The 15,982-nt window shown below is 68.9% G+C and carries 16 protein-coding genes; 12 read left to right on the top strand and 4 right to left on the bottom strand.

Going from position 1 to position 15,982, the window contains the following annotated elements; translation table 11 throughout:
• Positions 1-25: 25 nt before the first annotated feature.
• From purN to Q392_RS11685, 4 genes are all read left to right on the top strand, one after another.
• Positions 26-643: a phosphoribosylglycinamide formyltransferase gene (gene purN, locus Q392_RS11700; RefSeq protein ID WP_038206863.1), complete on the top strand. Its 618-nt coding sequence runs from the start codon at positions 26-28 to the stop codon at positions 641-643.
• 34 nt (positions 644-677) lie between these two features.
• Positions 678-1,016 carry an I78 family peptidase inhibitor gene (locus tag Q392_RS11695; protein WP_245610702.1) on the top strand — a complete coding sequence of 113 codons (339 nt, stop codon included), beginning with the start codon at positions 678-680 and terminating at the stop codon, positions 1,014-1,016.
• A gap of 50 nt (positions 1,017-1,066) precedes the next feature.
• Positions 1,067-2,341 (top strand): RsmB/NOP family class I SAM-dependent RNA methyltransferase, encoded by a 1,275-nt coding sequence (locus Q392_RS11690; RefSeq protein ID WP_038206861.1) that lies wholly within the window; start codon positions 1,067-1,069, stop codon positions 2,339-2,341.
• Positions 2,342-2,471: 130 nt separating this feature from the next.
• Positions 2,472-3,683 carry a DesA family fatty acid desaturase gene (locus tag Q392_RS11685; RefSeq protein ID WP_038206858.1) on the top strand — a complete coding sequence of 404 codons (1,212 nt, stop codon included), beginning with the start codon at positions 2,472-2,474 and terminating at the stop codon, positions 3,681-3,683.
• A gap of 172 nt (positions 3,684-3,855) precedes the next feature.
• Here the strand turns inward: Q392_RS11685 and rpmG are convergent, their stop codons facing one another.
• From rpmG to trxB, 3 genes are all read right to left on the bottom strand, one after another.
• The gene (gene rpmG / locus Q392_RS11680; protein ID WP_007830291.1) at positions 3,856-4,029 is read right to left on the bottom strand and encodes a 50S ribosomal protein L33; all 174 of its coding nucleotides are present in this window, start codon (positions 4,027-4,029) and stop codon (positions 3,856-3,858) included.
• Positions 4,030-4,065: 36 nt separating this feature from the next.
• Positions 4,066-4,299: a 50S ribosomal protein L28 gene (gene rpmB, locus Q392_RS11675; RefSeq protein WP_038206842.1), complete on the bottom strand. Its 234-nt coding sequence runs from the start codon at positions 4,297-4,299 to the stop codon at positions 4,066-4,068.
• Positions 4,300-4,504: 205 nt separating this feature from the next.
• On the bottom strand, positions 4,505-5,464 hold the full coding sequence (trxB, locus tag Q392_RS11670; protein ID WP_038206837.1) for a thioredoxin-disulfide reductase: 960 nt from the start codon (positions 5,462-5,464) through the stop codon (positions 4,505-4,507).
• A 177-nt stretch (positions 5,465-5,641) separates the two neighbouring features.
• Between trxB and Q392_RS11665 the strand changes: the two genes are divergently transcribed.
• The 8 genes from Q392_RS11665 to Q392_RS11630 all read left to right on the top strand — a co-directional run bounded on the left by Q392_RS11665 (position 5,642) and on the right by Q392_RS11630 (position 14,896).
• Entirely contained in the window at positions 5,642-6,316 is a 675-nt protein-coding gene (locus tag Q392_RS11665) for a Crp/Fnr family transcriptional regulator (protein ID WP_038206833.1), read from the top strand.
• Positions 6,317-6,454: 138 nt separating this feature from the next.
• Positions 6,455-8,857 (top strand): DNA translocase FtsK, encoded by a 2,403-nt coding sequence (locus tag Q392_RS11660; protein WP_038206826.1) that lies wholly within the window; start codon positions 6,455-6,457, stop codon positions 8,855-8,857.
• A gap of 181 nt (positions 8,858-9,038) precedes the next feature.
• Entirely contained in the window at positions 9,039-9,680 is a 642-nt protein-coding gene (gene lolA / locus Q392_RS11655) for an outer membrane lipoprotein periplasmic chaperone LolA (RefSeq protein WP_038206824.1), read from the top strand.
• Positions 9,681-9,714: 34 nt separating this feature from the next.
• A complete protein-coding gene (locus Q392_RS11650; protein WP_038206821.1) occupies positions 9,715-11,010 on the top strand; it encodes a replication-associated recombination protein A in 1,296 nt (431 codons plus the stop codon).
• 241 nt (positions 11,011-11,251) lie between these two features.
• Positions 11,252-12,181 (top strand): branched-chain amino acid ABC transporter permease, encoded by a 930-nt coding sequence (locus Q392_RS11645; RefSeq protein ID WP_038206818.1) that lies wholly within the window; start codon positions 11,252-11,254, stop codon positions 12,179-12,181.
• A gap of 13 nt (positions 12,182-12,194) precedes the next feature.
• Positions 12,195-13,379, top strand: a complete 1,185-nt coding sequence (locus tag Q392_RS11640; protein ID WP_038206815.1) for a branched-chain amino acid ABC transporter permease — start codon at positions 12,195-12,197, stop codon at positions 13,377-13,379.
• Between the two features lie 18 nt (positions 13,380-13,397).
• Positions 13,398-14,168, top strand: a complete 771-nt coding sequence (locus Q392_RS11635; protein ID WP_038206812.1) for an ABC transporter ATP-binding protein — start codon at positions 13,398-13,400, stop codon at positions 14,166-14,168.
• A gap of 11 nt (positions 14,169-14,179) precedes the next feature.
• Complete coding sequence (locus Q392_RS11630) at positions 14,180-14,896, top strand: ABC transporter ATP-binding protein (protein WP_038206811.1); 717 nt, start codon at positions 14,180-14,182, stop codon at positions 14,894-14,896.
• A 69-nt stretch (positions 14,897-14,965) separates the two neighbouring features.
• Here the strand turns inward: Q392_RS11630 and Q392_RS11625 are convergent, their stop codons facing one another.
• Positions 14,966-15,946 carry a Bug family tripartite tricarboxylate transporter substrate binding protein gene (locus tag Q392_RS11625; protein WP_038206808.1) on the bottom strand — a complete coding sequence of 327 codons (981 nt, stop codon included), beginning with the start codon at positions 15,944-15,946 and terminating at the stop codon, positions 14,966-14,968.
• Positions 15,947-15,982: the final 36 nt, after the last annotated feature.

Genomic DNA, 15,982 nt, shown 5'->3' with positions numbered 1-15,982 from the left:
CGGCCTGCGCCGCGCAGATCCGCCGATGACGGGCCGCGCCGACCGTCCCCTGGTCATCCTCATTTCCGGCACCGGCTCCAACATGGCCGCCATCGTGCGGGCGGCGCAGGCGCAGCGCTGGCAGGCGCGCTACGGCGCCCGCGTGTCGCTGGTGCTGAGCAACCGGCCGGACGCCGCGGGCCTCGTCTTCGCGCGCGAGCAGGGGATCGAGACCGTAGCCGTGCGCCACCAGGACTTCGACCGCCGCGAGGACTTCGACGCCGCCCTGGCCGAGCGCATCGACGCGCACCGCCCGGCGCTGGTGGTGCTGGCCGGCTTCATGCGCATCCTCACGCCGGGTTTCGTGCAGCGCTACGCCGGCCGGCTGGTCAACATCCATCCCTCGCTGCTGCCCGCCTTTCCGGGCCTGGACACGCACCGGCGCGCCATCGAGGCCGGCTGCACCGTGGCCGGCGCGACGGTGCACCAGGTCACGACCGAACTGGACCACGGGCCCATCCTGGGCCAGGCCGTGGTGCCGGTGCTGCCGGGCGACACGCCGCAGGCGCTGGCGCAGCGCGTGCTGTCGCAGGAGCATCGCCTCTATCCGCGCGCCATCGCCGGCTGGCTGGCTGCGCAGGTCGCCGCGCGGCCGGCTGAGTGACTTCTCTTCTTCCCATTCCGACCAAGGAGCCCGTATGCACCCGATGCACCGCCGGATCGCCCTGATTCCCCTGCTGGCCGCCGTCGCGCTGGCCGGGTGTGCCGCACCACCGCCCCCGCCGGCGTCCGCGCCGCCGCCCCCTCCCGCGGCGCCGCCGGAGCCTCCGCCGCCCCTGTGCGATGCAACTGGCGCACAGTTCGCCATCGGCCAGCCCTACACGCCCGAACTGGAGGCGGCGCTGCGCCACCGCGCCAACGCGCAGGTGGTGCGGGCGCTGAAGCCGGGCCAGCCGGCGACCATGGAACTCAACCCCACGCGGCTGAGCGTGCAGCTCACGGCACGCAACCGCGTCAAGGCGCTGGGCTGCGGCTGAAATGAGACCGGCCCCGCGCTCATCGCTTCGGGCGGCCGGACGGCACTGACGTGCACCCCCGCGCCCTGCTCGACGCCTGCGCCCAACTGGTGGCGCAGGTGATGACCTTCGACCATCCTGCCGACGCAGTGGTCTCGCGCCACTTCCGCGAGCATCGCCAACTGGGCTCGCGCGAGCGCGCCACACTGACCGAGACCGTCTATGCCGTGCTGCGGCGCAGGCGGCTGTTCGAGCACCTGGCCCGCTCGGGCAGCGGCCCACGCGAGCGCCGCCTGGCGATCCTCGGCTTCCCTGGCGAGAGGGAGTTCCTCCGCAGCGCACTGACCGAGGCCGAGGCGCGCTGGCTGGAAGCCTGCGACGCCGTGCCGCCCGACGAACTGTCGGCGCCGCATCGGCACAACCTGCCGGACTGGCTGGCCGACGCCCTGCAGGCGCAGGTCGGCGACGACTTCCCCGCGCTGGCCGAGGCGCTGCTGCAGCCGGCGCCGCTCGACCTGCGGGTCAACCTGCTGGCCGCCAAGCGTGCGGCTGTGCGCGAAGAACTGGCTGCCGCCGGCCTGCAGGCCGGCGAGACGCCGTACTCGCCCTGGGGCCTGCGCCTGGCGGGCAAGCCGGCGATCCAGAAGCTCGATGCCTTCACCCGCGGCGCGATCGAGGTGCAGGACGAGGGCTCACAGCTGCTGGCCCTGCTCACGGACGCCCGCCGCGGCGAGATGGTGGTGGACTTCTGCGCCGGTGCCGGTGGCAAGACGCTGGCCCTGGGCGCTGCCATGCGCAACACCGGCCGGCTCTATGCCTTCGACACCTCCGCCCACCGGCTCGACGCGCTCAAGCCGCGGCTGGCGCGCAGCGGCCTGGCGAACGTGCATCCCGCCGCCCTGGCACACGAGCGCGACGAGCGCGTCGGGCGCCTGGCCGGCAAGATCGACCGCGTGCTGGTCGATGCGCCCTGCTCGGGGCTGGGCACCCTGCGCCGCAACCCGGACCTCAAGTGGCGCCAGAACCCCGAGGCGGTGCGCGAGCTGGCCGCGCGCCAGACCGCCATCCTCGCCAGCGCGGCGCGGCTGGTGAAGCCGGGCGGGCGGCTGGTCTACGCCACCTGCAGCCTGCTGCGGGAGGAGAACGAGGCCATCGCCGAGGCCTTCGGCGCGGCGCACGGGGACTTCGCGCCGCTGCCGGCCGGGCAGGTGCTGGCGCAGCTCAAGGTGCGGGAGGCCGCCTCCCTGGCCGCGGGCGGGGAGGGCGGTGCGCTGTACCTGCGGCTGTGGCCGCATCGGCACGGCACGGACGGATTCTTTGCCGCCATCTGGAACCGGCGCGCCTGAAGCTGTCTCCAAAGCCCTGAATTCGCCACTTTTCTGAGGGAAAACAAGGGGTTGAGAACACCCCTCGGCCTTAAAATCGGCGGATTCACCTTGAGGCCGGCCTTCGCCGCGCCGTCTGGAGTTAATCGATATGTTTGCTGATTCCGCCGTCCTGAGCTCGGCCCTCGACTGGCTCGGCCATGGTCTGTGGAACCTGACCTGGTGGGAGATCGTCCTCTACACCCTGGCCACGACCCACATCACCATCATGGCGGTGACCATCTTCCTGCACCGCACGCAGGCGCACCGCGCGATGGACCTGGGCCCCATCCCATCCCATTTCTTCCGCTTCTGGCTCTGGATCGGCACCGGCATGGTGACCAAGGAATGGGTCGCCATCCACCGCAAGCACCACGCCAAGTGCGAGACGGAAGACGACCCGCACAGCCCGCAGACCCGCGGCATCGACACCGTGATGTGGCGCGGCGCCGAGCTGTATCGCGCCGAGGCCAAGAACCAGGACACCCTCAAGAAGTTCGGCCACGGCACGCCCGACGACTGGATGGAGCGCAACGTCTACAGCCGCTTCGGCTGGCAGGGCGTCGGCCTGATGCTGATCCTGAACCTGGCTCTGTTCGGCGGCGTCGGCGCCACCGTGTGGGCGGTGCAGATGCTGTGGATTCCCTTCTGGGCGGCCGGCGTCGTCAACGGCCTGGGCCACTACTGGGGCTATCGCAACTTCGAGGCGCCCGACGCCAGCACCAATCTGACGCCATGGGGCGTCATCATCGGCGGCGAGGAACTGCACAACAACCACCACACCTACCCGACCTCGGCCAAGTTCTCGGTCAAGAAGTACGAGTTCGACATCGGCTGGGTCTATATCCGCATGATGCAGGCGGTGGGCTGGGCCAAGGTCAAGAAGGTGCCGCCGCGCCTGCAGATGGGCGACGTGAAGCCGGTGGCCGACGAGAAGACGCTGGAGGCCGTGATCGCCAACCGCTACGAGGTGATGGCCCGCTACGCCCGCGAGATGCGCCGCACCTGCAAGCAGGAGATCGCGCAGCTGCAGGGCAAGGGCGCCGACCTGGCGGTGCTCAAGGCGGCCAAGCGCTGGCTGCACCGCGATGACGACAAGGTGCCGGCCGCGGCCCGCGCCCACCTGGCCCAGGCCCGCGCCACCCACCCCGTGCTGGACAAGATGGTCACCATGCGCGAGGAACTGCGCCAGATGTGGATGAACACCTCGCAGTCGCGCGAGCAACTCGCTGCCGATCTGGCGGCTTGGTGCCACCGCGCGGAAGCCAGCGGCATCGCCGCGCTGCAGGAGTTCTCCGTGCGCCTGCGTGCGGTGCGCGCCTGACAGCTCATCACTCCGAAGTCGCTGAGCGACTTCAGAGTGGGTCTCGATCAGATGCAAAAGGCCGGAGTGAATCCGGCCTTTTGCATGGAGGGATCGCGCTGCGCGTTGCTTCGCGCGATCTATGACAAAAAAGCCCCGCGATGCGGGGCTTTTTGATGGGGAAGAAGCTGAATTACTTCAGCTTGATTTCCTTGTACTCGACGTGCTTGCGGGCCTTCGGGTCGAACTTCATGATCGACATCTTCTCGGGCATCGTCTTCTTGTTCTTGCTCGTGGTGTAGAAGTGGCCGGTGCCCGCGGTGGACTCCAGCTTGATCTTCTCGCGGCCGCCTTTGCTCGTAGCCATGGTGTGGTGCTCCTGTCAGTGATGGGGCCGGGCGAATCAGGCCTGGCCGCGCGCGCGCATGTCGGCGAGCACGACGTCGATGCCCTTCTTGTCGATCAGGCGCAGTGCAGCGCCGGAGACGCGCAGGCGCACCCAGCGGTTCTCGCTCTCGACCCAGAAGCGGCGATATTGCAGGTTCGGCATGAACCGGCGCTTGGTCTTGTTGTTGGCGTGGGAGACGTTGTTCCCAACCATCGGGCCCTTGCCCGTGACTTCACATACGCGTGCCATGAGGACACTCTTTCAATGAACACGGCCGGCACCGCGCGGGTGCCCTTCACAAAAGGGCGCTGGGGTGCGAACGGCCTGACCTCGCCAGAAAGCAGGTGGCGGTAACCTGTCTGCCGGGAACGCCGAAGGCGTGCCAATCTCGGCAAAGCCAAGCATTCTAGCAGGAAGACGAGCCTCCCGCCAAGGAGGAGGCCGTCGAGGCGGCTTACAGCACCCCGTCCTGCTCCAGGAAGCGCTGGGCGTCCAGCGCGGCCATGCAGCCGGTGCCGGCGCTGGTGATGGCCTGGCGGTAGACGTGGTCCTGCACGTCGCCGGCCGCGAACACGCCGGGCACGCTGGTCATGGTGGCGAAGCCCTGCAGGCCGGAGCGGGTGAGGATGTAGTTGTCCTTCATCTCCAACTGGCCCTGGAAGATGTCGGTGTTGGGATGGTGGCCGATGGCGATGAAGCAGCCCTTCAGGTCGATCTGCTCGGTGGCGCCGGTCTGGGCGTTGCGGATGCGGATGCCCGTCACGCCGCTGTCGTCGCCCAGCACCTCGTCCAGCTCGCTGTGCAGCTTGAGCTCGATCTTGCCCTCGGCGACCTTCTTCATCACCTTGTCGACCAGGATCGGCTCGGCGCGGAATTTGTCGCGCCGGTGCACCAGCGTGACTTTGCGCGCGATGTTGGCCAGGTACAGCGCCTCCTCGACGGCGGTGTTGCCGCCGCCGATCACGCACACGTCCTGCTCCCGGTAGAAGAAGCCGTCGCAGGTGGCGCAGGCCGAGACGCCGCGGCCCATGAAGGCCTCCTCGGAAGGCAGGCCCAGGTACTTGGCCGACGCGCCGGTGGCGACGATCAGCGTGTCGCAGGTGTAGGTGCCGTTGTCGCCGGTGAGCGTGAACGGGCGCTTGCCGAGGTCGACCTGGCCGATGTGGTCGAACACGATCTGCGTCTTGAAACGCTCCGCGTGCTCCAGGAAGCGCTGCATCAGGTCCGGCCCCTGGACGCCGTGCACGTCGGCCGGCCAGTTGTCGACCTCGGTGGTGGTCATGAGCTGGCCGCCCTGGGTCAGGCCGGTGATGAGCAGGGGCTGGAGGTTGGCGCGGGCGGCGTAGACGGCGGCCGTGTAGCCGGCCGGGCCGGAGCCGAGGATGAGGACGCGGGCGTGCTGGGGAGAGGACATAAACTGTGAACCCTAGGAGAAAGACGGCTGCACCGTGTACATTTTCACAGGCAGATACGGGAGTATCCCGCCTGGTTCAAGACGGGCGGTCCGGTCATTTTCTATGCGTGCGATTGCCTCAGGCCATGAGGGCCGGGGCAGGGACGCACAAAACAATCAGTCACTGGGGGTTCGTGCATGTCGATGTTGTCCAACCTTGAGCTGCTGCGGCGCGTGCCACTGTTCTCGGCGCTGACGCCCGCACAGTCCGCCAGCATCGCCGATGCCATCATCAAGCGCCGCTTCAAGCGGGCCGAGATGATCGTCGAACAGGGCAAGAAGTCCGACGCTCTCTACATCATCCTGACCGGCCGGGCGCGCGTGATGAGCGCTGATAACCGGGGCCGCGAAGTCATCCTCGCCACGCTGCAGCCGGGCGACTACATCGGCGAGATGAGCCTGATCGACGACGAGCCGCACTCGGCCACCGTGCGCACCGAGGTCCAGACCGACGTGCTGATGCTCGGCCGCGAGGCCTTCTCGCGCTGCCTGCCCGAGAACTCCTCCATGTCCTACAACATCATGCGCGGTCTGGTGCAGCGCCTGCGCCACGCCGACCGCAAGATCGAGTCGCTGGCGTTGATGGACGTGTACGGCCGCGTGGCGCGCTCGCTGCTCGAATTCGCGCAGGACGACGGCGTCGGCAACCTGAAGATCCGCGAGAAGATCTCGCGCCAGGATCTGGCCAAGATGGTGGGCGCATCGCGCGAGATGGTCAGCCGCGTCATGAAGGACCTGGAGGAGCGCGGCTTCGTCCAGACCCAGCCGGACGGTTCGGTGATCGTCAAGGAACGGCTGATGACCATGGCCTGAGAAGGTGTGAGCGGTGTGGCCAGGCTGCCGGACACCGCCGTTTTGCACGCCTCGGCCGGTTCGTTGGACCGGCCGGGCTTCTTTCCGTTGTAGGCTTGCCGGTGGCCCGGATGGCAGCCGGGCCGGCAGCCCTTGTCCATGACCTATTCGCTCCATACCCTGCATTCACCGGTGGACGCCGAAGCGCCGCCGGTGCGCGTACGCGCCATGCGCTTCGCGCACGAGATCTCGCTCATCGCCGGCATGGCGCTGCTGCTGTTCTGGCTGCTGGCGATGTTCAGCTACACGCCCTCGGACGCCGCCTGGTCCACCTCCGGCAGCGGCGGCGCGGTCAAGAACTGGGCCGGCCGCCTCGGCGCCTGGGTGGCCGACGCGAGCTACTACCTCGCCGGCTACTCCATCTGGTGGTGCTTCGCCGCCGGCGTGCGGGTCTGGCTGTCGTCGCTGGCCCACTGGCTGCGCGGCGGCGAGCCGGCCGCCGATGCGCCGCCGCGCGGGCGCTTCAACCGCAGCCGCCTGGCCTTCTGGTTCGGGCTGCTGCTGCTGCTGGCGGCCAGCGCCATCCTGGAATGGTCGCGGCTGTACCGGCTGGAGTTCCGGCTGCCCGGCCACGGCGGCGGCGTGCTCGGCTACTTCGTCGGCCCGCTGGGCGTGAAGTGGCTGGGCTTCACCGGCTCGGCGCTGGTGGCGATCGCTGCCGGCGTGATCGGCTCGGCGCTGGTGTTCCGCTTCTCGTGGGCGCACGTGGCCGAGCGCATCGGCGCGCGGCTGTATTCGCTGTTCGAGATGCGGCGCGAGAAGCGCGAGATCGCGCAGGACATCGCGCTGGGCCGGCAGGCGCGCCGCGAGCGCGAGGAGGTCGGCGCCCTGGAGCGCGACTTCGACGCGCTCGACGACGCCGTGCCGGGCGACGATGCCGCCGACCCGGCGGCCGCCCAGCCGCGGCCGAAGCGCCGCGAGAAGGCGCCGCCGGTGCAGATCGAGCCCGCCCTGACCGAGGTGCCGCGGAGCGACCGCGTGGTCAAGGAGCGGCAGAAGCCGCTGTTCAAGGAACTGCCCGACAGCAAGCTGCCGCAGGTCGACCTGCTCGACGCCGCCCCCGGCCGCCAGGAAACCGTCTCGCCCGAGACGCTGGAGATGACCTCGCGCCTGATCGAGAAGAAGCTCAAGGACTTCGGCGTCGAGGTGCGCGTGGTGCTGGCTTCGCCCGGCCCCGTCATCACCCGCTACGAGATCGAGCCCGCCACCGGCGTGAAGGGCTCACAGATCGTCAACCTGGCCAAGGACCTCGCGCGCTCGCTGTCGCTGGTGTCGATCCGCGTGATCGAGACCATTCCCGGCAAGAACTACATGGCGCTGGAACTGCCCAACGCCAAGCGCCAGATGATCAAGCTCAGCGAGATCCTGGGCTCGCAGGTCTACAACGAGGCCCGGTCGATGCTGACCATGGGCCTGGGCAAGGACATCGTGGGCAACCCGGTGGTGGCCGACCTGGCGAAGATGCCGCACGTGCTGGTGGCCGGCACCACCGGCTCGGGCAAGTCGGTGGGGATCAACGCGATGATCCTCTCGCTGCTCTACAAGGCCGAGGCGAACGACGTGCGCCTCCTGATGATCGACCCCAAGATGCTGGAGATGTCGGTCTACGAGGGCATCCCGCACCTGCTGGCGCCGGTGGTCACCGACATGCGGCAGGCGGCGCACGGCCTGAACTGGTGTGTGGCCGAGATGGAGCGCCGCTACAAGCTGATGAGCAAGCTGGGCGTGCGCAACCTGGCCGGCTACAACACCAAGATCGACGAGGCCAAGGCGCGCGAGGAATTCATCTACAACCCCTTCAGCCTCACGCCCGACGACCCCGAGCCGCTCAAGCGCGAACCGCACATCGTGGTCGTCATCGACGAGCTGGCCGACCTGATGATGGTGGTCGGCAAGAAGATCGAGGAGCTGATCGCCCGCCTGGCGCAGAAGGCGCGCGCCGCCGGTATCCACCTGATCCTGGCGACGCAGCGGCCCAGCGTGGACGTGATCACCGGCCTGATCAAGGCCAACATCCCGACGCGCATCGCCTTCCAGGTCTCGAGCAAGATCGATTCGCGCACCATCCTCGACCAGATGGGCGCCGAGGCGCTGCTGGGCATGGGCGACATGCTCTACATGGCCAGCGGCACCGGCCTGCCGGTGCGGGTGCACGGCGCCTTCGTCTCCGACGACGAAGTGCATCGCGTGGTGGCCTACCTCAAGAGCCAGGGCGAGCCCGACTACATCGAGGGCGTGCTCGAGGGAGGCACGGTGGACGGCGAGGGCGGCGACGTCTTCGGCGGCGGCGATGCCGGCGGCGAGAAGGACCCGATGTACGACCAGGCCGTCGAGGTGGTGCTGAAGAACCGCAAGGCCAGCATCTCGCTGGTGCAGCGCCACTTGAAGATCGGCTACAACCGCGCCGCGCGGCTGGTGGAGGACATGGAGAGCGCCGGCCTGGTCAGCGCCATGACGGCCGACGGCAAGCGCGACATCCTGGTGCCCGCGCGCCCGGAGTAGGCCGCGTCCGTCGGACGCGGTCGGCGGTGCGCCCGTGGACCGGGCCGATGGCGCCGCTTCCGCAACCGCGTGACGATCACTTGCATTGCTTTGCCCGCGCGAAACGTGCCGGCTGCAACGCCGGCAGGCCGCGAAGCTCCAATCGGCATTCCATCTCCCGTTTAGAAAGGTCAGAACAAGCATGAACCGCTTTCCCCGCCTGCTCGCCGCGCTGGCCCTGGGCGCCGCGGCCGCCGCGGCCAGCGCCGGCGGCATGGACAGCCTGGAGGCTTTCGTCAAGAACGCGAAGTCCGGCCGCGCCGAGTTCACCCAGACCGTGACGCCGCCGCCCAGGGAAGGCCAGGCGCAGCGCGCCAAGACCTCCACCGGCAGCTTCGAGTTCCAGCGGCCCGGGCGCTTCCGCTTCGACTACCGCAAGCCCTTCGCCCAGACCATCGTGGCGGACGGCAGGACGCTGTCGCTCTACGACGCCGACCTCAACCAGGTCACGCAGCGTGCCCAGGCGCAGGCGCTGGGCTCGACGCCGGCGGCGATCATCGCCTCGGCCGCCGACCTGCGCGCGCTGGAGGCGGATTTCACGCTGGAGGAGCAGCCCGAGCGCGACGGCCTGCAATGGGTGAAGGCCACGCCGAAGTCGCGCGACGCGCAACTGCAGAGCGTGCAGATCGGCTTCCAGGGCGAGGCGCTGGCGGCGCTGGATATCCTCGACGCCTTCGGCCAGCGTTCGGTGCTGCGCTTCGCCAAGGTCGAACTCAACCCGGCGCTGCCCGCCGACACCTTCCAGTTCAAGCCGCCGGCGGGCGCCGACGTGATCCGGCAGTGAACCCCGCCGCCGGCCTGCCGGTATAACCCTTTCCATGTCCGCCGCCTCGCACCAACCCCTGGCCGAACGCCTGCGCCCGCGCAACCTGGGCGAGGTCATCGGCCAGCAGCACCTGCTGGGCCCGGGCATGCCGCTGCGCATCGCCTTCGAGTCGGGCCAGCCGCACTCGTGCATCCTCTGGGGCCCGCCGGGCGTGGGCAAGACCACCATCGCGCGGCTGATGGCCGACGCCTTCGACGCCCAGTTCATCCCCATCAGCGCGGTGCTGGGCGGCGTGAAGGACATCCGCGAGGCGGTGGAGCGCGCCACGCTGGCCCGCGACGGCCTCGCGCAGCAGCGCACCATCGTCTTCGTCGACGAGGTGCACCGATTCAACAAGAGCCAGCAGGACGCGTTCCTGCCGCACGTCGAATCGGGCCTGTTCACCTTCATCGGCGCGACCACGGAGAACCCCTCCTTCGAGGTCAACTCGGCGCTGCTGTCGCGGGCGGCCGTCTATGTGCTGCAGCCGCTGGCCGAAGACGATCTGCGGCAGATCGTGACGCGCGCCCAGGAGATCGGCGCCGTGCCCGCGCTGGAAGACGCCGCGCTCGACCGGCTGATCGCCTATGCCGACGGCGACGCCCGGCGCCTGCTGAACACGCTGGAGACGCTCGCCGTCGCGGCCGGCGCCGAGCGGCGCGAGCGCATCGACGACGCCTGGCTGCTGCGCGTGCTGGGCGAGCGCATGCGCCGCTACGACAAGGGCGGCGAGCAGTTCTACGACACCATCAGCGCGCTGCACAAGTCGGTGCGTGGCAGCGATCCGGACGCGGCGCTGTACTGGTTCGTGCGCATGCTCGACGGCGGCGCCGACCCACGCTACATGGCGCGCCGCCTGGTGCGCATGGCCAGCGAGGACATCGGCCTGGCCGACCCGCGCGCACTGCGCCTGGCGCTCGACGCCGCCGAGAGCTACGAGCGCCTGGGTTCACCCGAGGGCGAGCTGGCGCTGGCGCAGTGCGTGGTCTACCTGGCCGTCGCGCCCAAGTCCAACGCCGTGTACGCCGCCTTCAACGAGGCCAAGGCCTTCGTCAAGCAGGATGGCTCCCGCCCGGTGCCGATGCACCTGCGCAATGCCCCCACCAAGCTGATGAAGCAGCTCGACTACGGCAAGGGCTACCGCTACGCGCACGACGAGGAGGGCGGCTTCGCCGCCGGCGAGAACTACCTGCCCGAGGGCATGGCGGCGCCGGGCTTCTACCGCCCCGTGGAGCGCGGGCTGGAAATCCGCATCGCCGACAAGCTGCGCGAACTGCGTCGCCGCAACGACGAACAGGCTGGCGGCTGATACGCGCTTGCAGCCATGCGCGGGCGGCATGCCGGCATGCGCAACAGGCTGCCGCGTCCACCGGGAAAACCCGTGTCGGACACCCCCCGGAACGGCCTTGGCGCGTCACTAAAATCCCGCCACCCCAACCCGCCCATCACCCATGCTGGCGGGTTTTTTGCTAGCCAGCCCTGGGTGCCGACCGGCGCATGGGCCGGCAATGAGCGCCTCCACCGACCGCATAAACAAAGGGATCTCTTCCATGGAAATATTGCTGCAACAGATCATCAACGGTCTGGTCCTCGGCAGCATGTACGCCCTGATAGCCCTCGGCTACACCATGGTGTACGGCATCATCAACCTCATCAATTTCGCCCACGGCGAGGTGCTCATGGTCGGCGCGCTGACCAGCTGGACCATCATCGGGTGGATGCAGACGTCCATGGCCGGCACGCCCGGCTGGCTGGTGCTGCTCATCGCGCTGGTGATTGCCTGCGTGGTGGCCGCCACGCTGAACTTCGTGATCGAGAAGGTGGCCTACCGGCCGCTGCGCAACAGCCCCAAGCTCGCGCCGCTGATCACCGCCATCGGCATGTCGATCCTGCTGCAGACGCTGGCGATGATCATCTGGCGGCCGACCAACAAGGCCTATCCCACGCTGCTGCCCAGCGAGTCGATCCATTTCGCCGGCGCCAACATCTCGCCGACGCAGGTGATGATCCTGGCGGTCACGGCCGTCTCGCTGAGCGTGCTGATGTGGCTGGTCAACTACACCAAGCTCGGCCGCGCGATGCGCGCCACGGCCGAAAACCCGCGCGTGGCGGCGCTCATGGGCATCCGGCCCGACACGGTGATCTCCGCCACCTTCATCATCGGCGCCGTGCTGGCCGCCATCGCCGGCGTGATGTACGCCTCCAACTACGGCATCGCGCAGCACGCGATGGGCTTCATCCCCGGCCTGAAGGCCTTCACCGCGGCCGTGTTCGGCGGCATCGGCAACCTGGCCGGCGCGGTGGTCGGCGGGCTGCTGCTGGGGCTCATCGAAGCGGTGGGCGCGGGCTACCTCGCCGACGTCACAGGCGGCGTGCTGGGCAGCCAGCACAGCGACATCTTCGCCTTCATCATCCTCATCCTGACGCTCACCGTGCGGCCCTCCGGCCTGCTGGGCGAACGGGTGGCCGACCGCGCCTGAGGAGGGACCGAGCATGAACGCCAAGAAACTCGTCGTCTTCCTCGTCGCGGCGGCGGCGCTGCTGGTGCTGCCGCTGCTGCTGCAGACGCAGGGCAACGCCTGGGTGCGCATCGTCGACATCGCGCTGCTGTACGTGCTGCTGGCGCTGGGCCTGAACATCGTGGTCGGCTACGCCGGCCTGCTGGACCTGGGCTACGTCGCCTTCTTCGCCATCGGCGCCTACCTGTTCGCGCTGCTGGGCTCGACCCAGCTCACGGACAACTTCGAGGCGCTGAAGGCCATGTTCCCCAACGGCTTCCACACCTCGCTGATCCTGGTGATACCGGCGGCGCTGGTGGTGGCGGCGCTGCTCGGGGCCCTGCTGGGCGCGCCCACGCTCAAGCTGCGCGGCGACTACCTGGCCATCGTGACGCTGGGCTTCGGCGAGATCATCCGCGTGTTCCTGAACACGCTGGACCATCCCTACAACGTCACCAACGGCCCCAAGGGCATCACCGGCATCGACTCGATCCGCATCTTCGGCCTGAACCTCGGCCGGCCGCTGAAGATCGGCGACTACACCATCTCCTCGGTGTCGCTGTACTACTACCTGTTCCTGGTGCTGGTGATCTTCACCGTCATCATCTCCTACCGCCTGCAGAGCTCGCGCGTGGGCCGCGGCTGGATGGCGATCCGAGAGGACGAGATCGCCGCCAAGGCCATGGGCATCAACACCCGCAACATGAAGCTGCTGGCCTTCGGCATGGGCGCCAGCTTCGGCGGCGTCTCGGGCGCCATGTTCGCCGCCTTCCAGGGCTTCGTCTCGCCCGAGTCCTTCAACCTGATGGAGTCGGTGATGATCGTCTCCATGGTGGTGCTGGGCGGCATCGGCCACCTGCCGGGCGTGATCCTCGGCGCGGTGCTGCTGGCGGCGCTGCCCGAAGTGCTGCGCTACGTGGCCGGCCCGCTGCAGTCGATGACCGACGGACGGCTGGACGCCTCGATCCTGCGGCAGCTCTTCATCGCGCTGTCGATGATCCTGATCATGCTCACCCGGCCGCGCGGCCTGTGGCCCTCGCCGGAGCACGGCAAGTCGCTCAAGGGCCGCAAGGCGCCGGATCCGGTGCCCGGCTCCACGCAGGCCATCGAGCCCGGCGTGGACACGCCCGCCGACGAGATCGCCGGCGGCGCCAACCGCCCCATGTCGATCAACCCCTGACGGATGGAGCACACCCACATGGCAGACACCATCCTCCACGTCAGCGGCATCTCCAAGCGCTTCGGCGGCCTGCAGGCCCTGTCGGACGTCGGCATCAAGATCGAGCGCGGCCAGGTCTACGGCCTGATCGGCCCCAACGGCGCCGGCAAGACCACCTTCTTCAACGTCATCACGGGCCTCTACACGCCCGACAGCGGCACCTTCGAGCTGGCCGGCAAGCCCTACACGCCCACGGCCGTGCACGAGGTCGCCAAGGCCGGCATCGCGCGCACCTTCCAGAACATCCGCCTGTTCGCCGAGATGACGGCGCTGGAGAACGTGATGGTCGGGCGCCACGTGCGCACGCACTCGGGCGTGTTCGGCGCCATCTTCCGCACGCCCGGCTTCAAGGCCGAGGAGAAGGCGATCGCCGAGCGCGCGCACGAGCTGCTGGAGTACGTGGGCGTGGGCAAGTACGCCGACTACAAGGCCCGCACGCTCAGCTACGGCGACCAGCGCCGCCTGGAGATCGCCCGCGCGCTGGCCACCGACCCGCAGCTCATCGCGCTGGACGAGCCGGCCGCCGGCATGAACGCCACCGAGAAGGTGCAGCTTCGCCAGCTCATCGACCAGATCCGCAAGGACAACCGCACCGTGCTCATCATCGAGCACGACGTGAAGCTGATCATGGGCCTGTGTGACCGGGTGACGGTGCTCGACTACGGCAAGCAGATCGCCGAGGGCACGCCGGCCGAGGTGCAGAAGAACGAGAAGGTGATCGAGGCCTACCTCGGCACCAGCGGACATTGAAGGGCGGGCGCATGGCACAGACACTGTTGAAAGTCAGCGGCCTGAAGGTCGCATACGGCGGTATCCAGGCCGTCAAGGGCGTGGACTTCGAGGTTCACGAGGGGGAGCTGGTCTCGCTGATCGGCTCCAACGGCGCCGGCAAGACCACCACCATGAAGGCCATCACCGGCACGCTGCCGCCGCTGGAGGGCCAGATCGAGTTCATGGGCAAGCCCACCAAGGGACGCGGCGCGTGGGACCTGGTCAAGGAGGGGCTGGTGATGGTGCCCGAGGGGCGCGGCGTGTTCACCCGCATGACCATCACCGAGAACCTGCAGATCGGCGCCTACGTGCGCAACGACAAGGCCGGCATCGCGGCCGACATCGAGAAGGTCTTCGGCATCTTCCCGCGCCTGAAGGAGCGCGCCACGCAGCTGGCCGGCACCATGTCGGGCGGCGAGCAGCAGATGCTGGCCATGGGCCGGGCGCTGATGGCGCGGCCCAAGGTGCTGCTGATGGACGAGCCCACGATGGGCCTGTCGCCCATCATGTGCGACAAGATCTTCGAGGTGGTGCAGGAGGTGCACAACCAGGGCGTGACCATCCTGCTGGTGGAGCAGAACGCCAGCCGCGCGCTGCAGCTCGCCGACCGCGGCTACGTGATGGAGTCGGGCCTGATCTCCATGAGCGGCGACGCGAAGGTCATGCTCAACGACCCGAAGGTGCGCGCCGCCTACCTGGGCGAGTAGCCCGGACCGCACTGGCGCGGCAAGAAAAAGGCCCGCATCGCGCGGGCCTTTTTCTTGTGCGTGGGTGCTTCAGTCCACCTTCGCGCCGGTGGCTTTCACCACCTGCTCGTACTTGGCCAGTTCCGCCTTCATGAAGGCGCCGAACTGCTCCGGCGTGGTGGGCACCGGCTCGGCGAAGAGGGCGGCGAAGCGCGCCTGCGTCTCCGGCGCCTTGAGCGCGGCGACGAAGGCCTGGTTCAGCTTGTCGATGGTGGCCTTGGGCGTGCCGGCCGGCGCCACCAGGCCCCACCAGGTGTCGATCGAGAAGCCCTTGAGCGTATCGGCCACCGGCGGCGCGTCGGGCAGGAAGGGGCTGCGCTGCAGCGTGGTGACGGCCAGCGCCTTGAGCTTGCCGGCCTTGATGTTGGGCGCGGCGGTGGCGAGGTTGTCGAAGTTGAAGTCCACCTGCCCCGACAGCAGCGCCAGTTGCGCCGGGTTGCCGCCGTTGTAGGGGATGTGCACGGCGAAGATGCCGGCCGCCTTCTTGAACATCTCGCCGGCCAGGTGGCCGGCGCTGCCGTTGCCGCCGCTGCCGTAGTTGAGCTTGCCGGGGTTCGCCTTGCCGTAGGCGATCAGGTCCTGCAGCGAGTCGATCTTCAGGCGCTGCGCCGTCTCGGCGTTCATCACCAGCACGTTGGGCACGCGCACCATCTGCGTGATGGGGGCGAAGTCCGCCTGGGCGTTGAACGGCATCTTCGTGTAGAGCCAAGGGTTCACCGCGTTCGTGGCGGTGGCGGCGATGCCGATGGTCAGGCCGTCCGGCGCCGCCTTGGCCACCATGTCGGCGCCGATGTTGCCGCCGGCGCCGGGCTTGTTGTCGATGATCACCGGGCCGCCCAGCGCGTCCTTGACGCGCTCGGCGAGCGCCCGGGCCGTCACGTCGATGGGGCCGCCGGCGGCGTAGGGCACCACCAGGCGCACGGCGTGCGTGCCCTGCGCATGGGCCCAGGGCGTGGCGGCGAGCGCCGCGCCGGCGCCGAGCAGGAGGGAAAGCAGATGTCTCTTGTTCATGTTGTTGTGCAGGGGAGGGTCGAGGGAAGGTGAATG

Origin of the sequence: Xenophilus azovorans DSM 13620, from assembly GCF_000745855.1 — a bacterium.
GTDB lineage: Bacteria > Pseudomonadota > Gammaproteobacteria > Burkholderiales > Burkholderiaceae_C > Xenophilus > Xenophilus azovorans.
This window is presented reverse-complemented; position numbering and strand designations above follow the sequence as displayed.